Origin of the sequence: Neobacillus bataviensis LMG 21833 (assembly GCF_000307875.1) — a bacterium.
Lineage (GTDB): Bacteria > Bacillota > Bacilli > Bacillales > Cytobacillaceae > Neobacillus > Neobacillus bataviensis.
Genome location: NZ_AJLS01000183.1, coordinates 34874 through 41651, shown reverse-complemented (window position 1 = coordinate 41651; position 6778 = coordinate 34874). Strand labels below are relative to the sequence as shown.

Here is a 6778-nt window from a genome sequence, read left to right as displayed (position 1 = left end):
GTGTTTCCTTTATCTCAGTTGGAGCGCTCCAGGCCATACGCCGCTGACCAGGGCGCTTGCGCTTTTCTTATTATTTTACACTAAATGTTTTTAACTCATCTTTTGTTTCTGGAACTTTTAAATCGCCTGATTTAATCTTCCCAACCCAATCTTTTACAGCTGCTTCAATATCAGCTTTGTTGGCTGCTTTGTCATTGATTGGTGCTAAGCCGACACCATCTTCTGCTAAGCCATATAACGCAACCTCGCCGCCAGGGAAGTTGCCATCTTTTGTTTTCGTTGAAAGGTCTTTAACCGCTACATCCACGCGTTTTAAGGCGGATGTAAGGACAACATCTGCGCCCATGTCCGCTTGGTCACGGTCTACCCCAATTGCCCAAAAGTCTTTGCTTGGGTCCTTTTTCTTGCGGTCATTGGCTTCTTTGAATAGTCCAACACCCGTAGCTCCTGCGGCGTGGAAAATAACGTCCGTACCCGAAGAGTACATTTTAGAAGCAATGGCTTGACCAAGTTCGGCCTTGTCAAACGCTCCTGCATATTGAACATCGACTTTTACTTCCGGTTTTGCCGCTTTCACACCAGCTAAAAAGCCGACATTAAATCGTTCGATAACCGGAACTTCCATCCCGCCAATAAATCCGATATGATTAGATTTTGTTGTAAGGGCAGCTGCAACTCCCGCAAGGAATCCTGCTTCTTGTTCTTTGAAGAGAATACTTGCCACGTTTGGCAGTTTGACTTCTGCATCCACGATGGCAAACTTATGATCCTTTTGTTGTTTGGCAATTTCCTCTACCGCTGATGGCATTAAGAAACCAATTGCGTATACTAGGTCAAAATTTTGACGAACGAGAGCATTTAAGTTGGTTGTATAATCGGCATCCGATTTAGATGCAAGGTAATCATATCCGCCTTTACCCTTCTTTAGACCATTTTCTTTTCCGAAGTTTTGGAGACCTTCCCAAGAAGATTGGTTAAATGATTTGTCATCGACACCACCGACGTCGGTCACCATTGCGACGGAGAAGCCTTTTTCATTGTCTCCACCTTTGCTAGTGTCGCCGCCTTTGTTATCATTACTTTTTCCACATGCACCTAATAGTGTACCTGTAGCAAGAACAAGTGCTAGTGCCATTCCAACTTTACGCTTTTTCAAAATAATATGCCTCCCTATGATGTGTAAACTTTTGTTTAATACCTAAACTTAAGTCTTGATTATACTTCATTTATTCGTGTTTGTGAAGCGCGTAACTGTTTTTTACTCCATTTTTCTTTCCTGTCGAAGTATAAAGCGAACGATGAGTGAAGTTAGTGAGTGTTTCTTTCGGGAAAACTTTCTAGAAAATTGGAAACCCACCACGCCGCCCGCAAGCAAATGGGAGGTACTACCTGATGGTAGAAGTTTCGGAGAGAAGTGTTGACCCGGTTCACTTTTTTATAAAATATCCATTATACAATAAAATATTCATATATGAATCAGAGTACCAAAGAAACGGTTCTAGTCGCATTTAGATAAGGAAGGACTTTTTTAGGGGGAGAAGGTGTTTAGTCCTATTTTTATTATAATTAATAGGTTAACAGTACTATTAATGTTAGTAAATTATGGTATAATGTGAAATGAAAACATAGTTCGTACGAAAGGGCAAATCCATTGAAAGATGGTGGCGCAAAGCTATAGGGGCTAAGGTTTATCAACTATGCCAGCCAGATACCGAATATGATCACCTTCCTACGAATTATGAAATATACCTTTGGAGGGAACTATGTTACTATTTATTGCAGGTCTAATCGTCGGTTCTTTTGCCATGCTCTTCACCATGAGTTTAATGGTTGCGGCTAAAAGAGGTGATGAAGCAGGGGACGGTTCTTTTGCTTCGTTTTCCATTCCATCAGAACAATAAAGGGGTAAGTCACGCTGCTTTCAGCAGTGGGACTTACCCTTTTTTACTTTATATCGCTACGGGGATTGCTTTTCTTTTATCAAATTTATAAATATAGTTAAATCCGCATTCCTTTGCTAGTTGATAGGCCTCTACTAGGCCCGCACCGACTGTTTCGGCTTTGTGCGAGTCCGAGCCGATGGTTAAAATCTCTCCGCCTAATTCCCGGTATCGTTGGATAATATTCATGGATGGCAGGGTTTCGTTCAAACTGACCCTAAGACCTGACGTATTGATTTCAATGCCAATATTCCGTTCAATCGCTTTTTTTAAAATTTGCTCGATGATTTCCTGATGGTCCGCAAATGGATAGTTTCCAAATTCTTTATAGCCATAGCGTTTCATTAAATCCAAATGGGCGATCACATCAATATCCGCTGCCGATACCATTTTATACAGTTCTTCAAAATAGAGCTGATAGGCATGTTGCTGATGTTCCTTCCCTACCAGTCGAAGCTTTTGGTTGTTGATATTATGTACGGAGCCTAAAATGAAGTCTAGATGTAAGTGTTTGAGCGTTTGCTCATATTGATCCATTAAAAGATGGGGCTCGCACAGTTCAATCCCGGCCTTAACGGTTAATTGGCTGTGAAATTGTTCCTGACAATCGCGAATCTCCCTAAAGTATTTCTCAAAATTCATATGACCATAAGTGGGCGCAAGCGGGTTAACCGAGAAATGCTCAGTAAAACAGATCTCTTTTATATTGTTTTCCAGTGCTCTCCTACAAACTTCTTCCATTATGGCAGTGGAATCAAATGAATTGTTCGTGTGATGATGGTAATCCATTAAGTACATAACATTTCCCCCCCGAAAGATTTCTATGTATCTATTTTTTATTAATTTTAAGTTCTTGGCAACTTTGGAGCACCATTCACCTCCCCCGTGCTTGAAATCCTCACCACTATTTATCCAAAATAAGGTTGAGCCCAATTTTGTCTGATTTCTCTGACATCAATTGTCCCCAATGTGTACCCAATATGAAAACGCTTTATTGTATGATGATGACAGGAGGTAAGGCAATGATGATTGAGAAACGTCCAGCCTTTTTGCTGAATTACCTTTTAAAAATGAAGAATACAACCATGAATCAGGTGATGGAACACACCCAATTAACGAAACGGCAAATTTACTATGATTTAGAGAAAATCAACCATTGGTTAAAGGAAAGGGATCTTCCAGCCATTCCTTTTCGAGGGATCCACTTTATCGAGGTTCCAAAAGAGGTGGGGAATTATTTTCGAGAGCAGCAAAATCGCAGCCAGGATCGCAATGTTATTTTAACAGAAGAGGAACGTTTGAATCTCATCATTCTTTATCTGTTTATTCGAGAAGAGCCCATTTCATCCTTCCATTTAACACAGTTGTTACAAGTAAGTAAGAACACGGTTATAACTGATGTAAAAAAGGTCAATGAAATGAATCAGCCATTCTTAGTTGAAATTCGCTATTCCAGGCAGAATGGCTACCATTTAAAAGGAACGGAGTTTGATAAGAGGGTACTTGTCATGCACTGTTTGTCCCAGCTGTTATCTGTTCCCTACTTTGAAAAACTAATCGATTATTTATTAAAGAATCGGACGGGCCACCTTCCGTTTGCGGAGGTCCATCGTACTCTTTTGCAAATGGAGACACAGTTCGAGCTGCATTTTGTCGAGGAACGGATTAAGCAATTCGCCTACTTTCTCCTTTTCTATCATTATCGGTTAAAAGAAAGAAAATTCGTCCAGTTTCATGCGGATGAAATGAAATTATTACAAAAGGATCCGATGTGGAAGGTATCACAAACATTAACGGAGCTGCTTCATTTTGAAGAAGTAGACACGGAGCAATGTTATCTAACCATCCAACTACTTGGTTTATCTTTAGGAAACCGTTTTATGCAAGACATGAACCGGGACTTACTTTTTAAAATATGTGAACAGCTTGTGTTTGATTTTGAATCCAAGGCCTGTATTGTTTTTGAAAAAAAAGACGAGGTCATTCATTCGTTGTACCAGCATTTAAAACCAGCATATTTTCGAATGAAATATCGGATACCCATTAACAATCCACTTCTTGACCAAATTAAACATGAGCATAAGGAACTTTATACGATTGTAAAAGAAATGCTCCAGCCATTTGGCACCTTACTAAGTATTTCGATACCTGAAGAGGAAATAGGATTTATCACGATGCATTTTGGCGCCATGTTAGAAAGGCCCAAGCAAGAAATGCCGAAAAGGAAACGAGCCATTGTCGTTTGTCCGAGCGGGATTAGTTCATCCCTCATGGTTAAACACCAGCTAGAATCGCTTTTCTCAGAAATAACTGTCGAAAAAAGTATGTCCTTACAGGAATTTCAAAAACAGACTGTTGACCAATATGATCTTCTTTTTTCAACAGTGGAACTGGTAACTACACTTCCTTGCTTCTATGTAAAGCCGATCATGACGCCGAATGAAAAGAACAGTTTGGTCAATGAAGTGTATCAGCATTTATTTGGGATTCAATACCAGGATATTTCGTTAAAAGAACTCATTCAAACCATCGGCAAATTTGCCAATGTGTACGATGAGAAAGGGTTAAAGACGGCTTTAAGTCAATTAACCTTTCAAAAGAAAGTGGAGCATCAAAGGGGGAATCAGCCAGTGTTAAATGATTTATTAAAAGAGGAAACTGTTCAGATTGTGGAACAGCTATCGGATTGGGAGGAGGCTGTAAAAGTAGCGGCGAAACCGTTGCTCGCGACAGGTGCCATTGAGTCTTCTTACATTGATGCCATGATTGACAATATTAAAACCTTAGGTGCCTATGTGGTCATTGGCCCAGAAGTGGCAATTCCGCATGCGCGGCCTGAAATGGGCGTTAATCAGGTAGGAATGAGCTTTTTAAAGCTAAACAAGCCGGTTTATTTTTTAGATGATGAAAAGTATCCTGTTCGGTTGCTGTTTTGCATTGCCGCCATTGACAATACCACACATCTCAAGGCACTTTCACAATTAACCAAACTTCTTAGTGAGAAAAACAACATTGAATTACTGAAGGAAGCCGAATCAACAGATCAAATCTTTGAATTATTTAAGCAATACTCTGCACTCGTGTAATTAAAAATTAGGAGGAAATTACAATGAAAATTTTAGCCGTATGTGGATCAGGTTTAGGAAGCAGCTTTATGTTGGAGATGAATGTTCAACAAATCTTAGGGGAATTAGGGGTAAGCGGTATCGAAGTAGAACATTCAGACCTCAGTTCAGCAACGCCTGATTCGGCGGATCTCTTTATTGCTGCAAAGGACATTGCGGAAGGAATGGGACATTTAGGTGAGGTGATTGTCATCGAAAGCATTATTGATATGGATGGCCTTCGTGCCAAATTGAAAGAGGTTCTTGCACAAAAAGGATTGCTTTAAAAAAATCAAAGGAGGGTTAAACCATGGGGGAAAGATTGCTTAAATTAGTCATGGATATTTTGAGTACGCCGGCTGTTTTGGTTGCGTTAATATCCTTTGTCGGACTTATTATTCAGAAAAAGGCTTTAAGTGACATTATTAAAGGTACGGTCAAAACATTTTTAGGCTTCCTCGTAATTGGTGCTGGGGCTGGGATTATCGTTGGTTCCCTTGACCCCTTCGGAAAGATGTTCCAAGAGGCGTTCCACGTAAATGGCGTTGTCCCGAATAACGAAGCGATTGTGGCGATGGCCTTAACGAAATATGGCAGCACAACCGCATTCATTATGTTCTTCGGAATGTTGGCTAATATTTTAATAGCGCGCTTTACGAGACTTAAATATATCTTCTTAACCGGTCATCATACCTTATATATGGCATGTATGCTTGCTGTTATCTTAATGGTTTCAGGCTTAAGAGGTGTACCGCTTGTGATTGTCGGTTCCCTTGCCCTAGGTTTAATCATGGCTGTATTCCCTGCCATCTGTCAGCCATTTATGAAAAAAATTACGGGTAACGACAATGTTGGATTTGGGCATTTTTCAAGCTTAGGCTATGTTCTTTCAGGTCTTGTCGGCAAGGCGGTCGGAAAAAATTCACGTTCAACTGAGGAAATCAAATTCCCTAAAGGATTGGGCTTCCTACGCGATAGTTCTGTCACGATTTCGCTGACGATGATTATTCTTTATGTGATTATTGCCCTCTTTGCAGGTCCTTCTTATATTGAAAAAGAATTGAGCGGAGGCACTCATTATCTTGTTTTCTCCCTCATTCAGGCGGTTACGTTTGCAGCAGGGGTATTTGTGATCCTTGCCGGTGTTCGACTTGTCCTAGCTGAAATTGTTCCTGCGTTCAAAGGGATTTCTACAAAACTTGTACCAAATTCAAAACCAGCGCTTGACTGTCCGATTGTATTCCCTTATGCACCAAACGCTGTATTAATCGGTTTCTTCTCAAGCTTCGCCGGCGGGATTGTCGGAATGATTATCCTAGGTCTTACAGGCCAGGTCATTATTTTACCAGGTGTTGTTCCCCATTTCTTCACAGGGGCAACAGCAGGAGTATTCGGAAATGCAACAGGTGGTGTCCGCGGCGCAACGATTGGTTCATTCGCAAACGGTTTGCTGATTACCTTCCTGCCAGTCTTCTTAATGCCGGTTCTTGGCGACTTAGGATTTGCCAGCACGACTTTCTCTGACGCAGACTTTGCTGCATCGGGAATCTTCCTTGGGAATATCGCTAAATCGTTTGGAGCAACGGGCGTTACCGTTACCGTTGTGGGCTTGGTTTTACTCGCTGTTGTATTCGGTTTTTTCAAAAAAGGCAAAGACGGCAATAAGTCACAACAAATCGGCGCTTAATTTTTTAAAAAATCTCAGGCACTCTTGGGGTGTTCCACCAGGAGTGC

At 40.9% G+C, this 6778-nt stretch carries 6 protein-coding genes and 1 riboswitch; of the genes, 4 read left to right on the top strand and 2 right to left on the bottom strand.

What is annotated here, in order from left to right; all coding sequences use genetic code 11:
* Nucleotides 1–70: 70 nt before the first annotated feature.
* The gene (locus BABA_RS24945; RefSeq protein ID WP_007088056.1) at nucleotides 71–1156 is read right to left on the bottom strand and encodes a BMP family lipoprotein; all 1086 of its coding nucleotides are present in this window, start codon (nucleotides 1154–1156) and stop codon (nucleotides 71–73) included.
* Between the two features lie 475 nt (nucleotides 1157–1631).
* A riboswitch (cyclic di-GMP riboswitch) is annotated at nucleotides 1632–1716 on the top strand.
* A 47-nt stretch (nucleotides 1717–1763) separates the two neighbouring features.
* On the opposite strand from BABA_RS24945, the gene BABA_RS27780 reads away from it, so the two are divergent.
* Nucleotides 1764–1901, top strand: a complete 138-nt coding sequence (locus BABA_RS27780; RefSeq protein WP_162829852.1) for a hypothetical protein — start codon at nucleotides 1764–1766, stop codon at nucleotides 1899–1901.
* A 48-nt stretch (nucleotides 1902–1949) separates the two neighbouring features.
* On the opposite strand, the gene BABA_RS24940 is transcribed toward BABA_RS27780, so the two are convergent.
* Complete coding sequence (locus BABA_RS24940) at nucleotides 1950–2738, bottom strand: histidinol-phosphatase HisJ family protein (protein ID WP_007088055.1); 789 nt, start codon at nucleotides 2736–2738, stop codon at nucleotides 1950–1952.
* Between the two features lie 224 nt (nucleotides 2739–2962).
* Here BABA_RS24940 and BABA_RS24935 point away from each other — a divergent pair, with 224 nt between their 5' ends.
* From BABA_RS24935 to BABA_RS24925, 3 genes are read left to right on the top strand one after another with little or no spacing between them, the layout of a single operon-like run.
* Complete coding sequence (locus BABA_RS24935; RefSeq protein ID WP_007088054.1) at nucleotides 2963–5026, top strand: BglG family transcription antiterminator; 2064 nt, start codon at nucleotides 2963–2965, stop codon at nucleotides 5024–5026.
* Nucleotides 5027–5049: 23 nt separating this feature from the next.
* Nucleotides 5050–5331, top strand: a complete 282-nt coding sequence (locus BABA_RS24930; RefSeq protein ID WP_007088053.1) for a PTS sugar transporter subunit IIB — start codon at nucleotides 5050–5052, stop codon at nucleotides 5329–5331.
* Nucleotides 5332–5354: 23 nt separating this feature from the next.
* Nucleotides 5355–6731: a PTS ascorbate transporter subunit IIC gene (locus BABA_RS24925; protein WP_007088052.1), complete on the top strand. Its 1377-nt coding sequence runs from the start codon at nucleotides 5355–5357 to the stop codon at nucleotides 6729–6731.
* Nucleotides 6732–6778 lie beyond the last annotated feature (47 nt).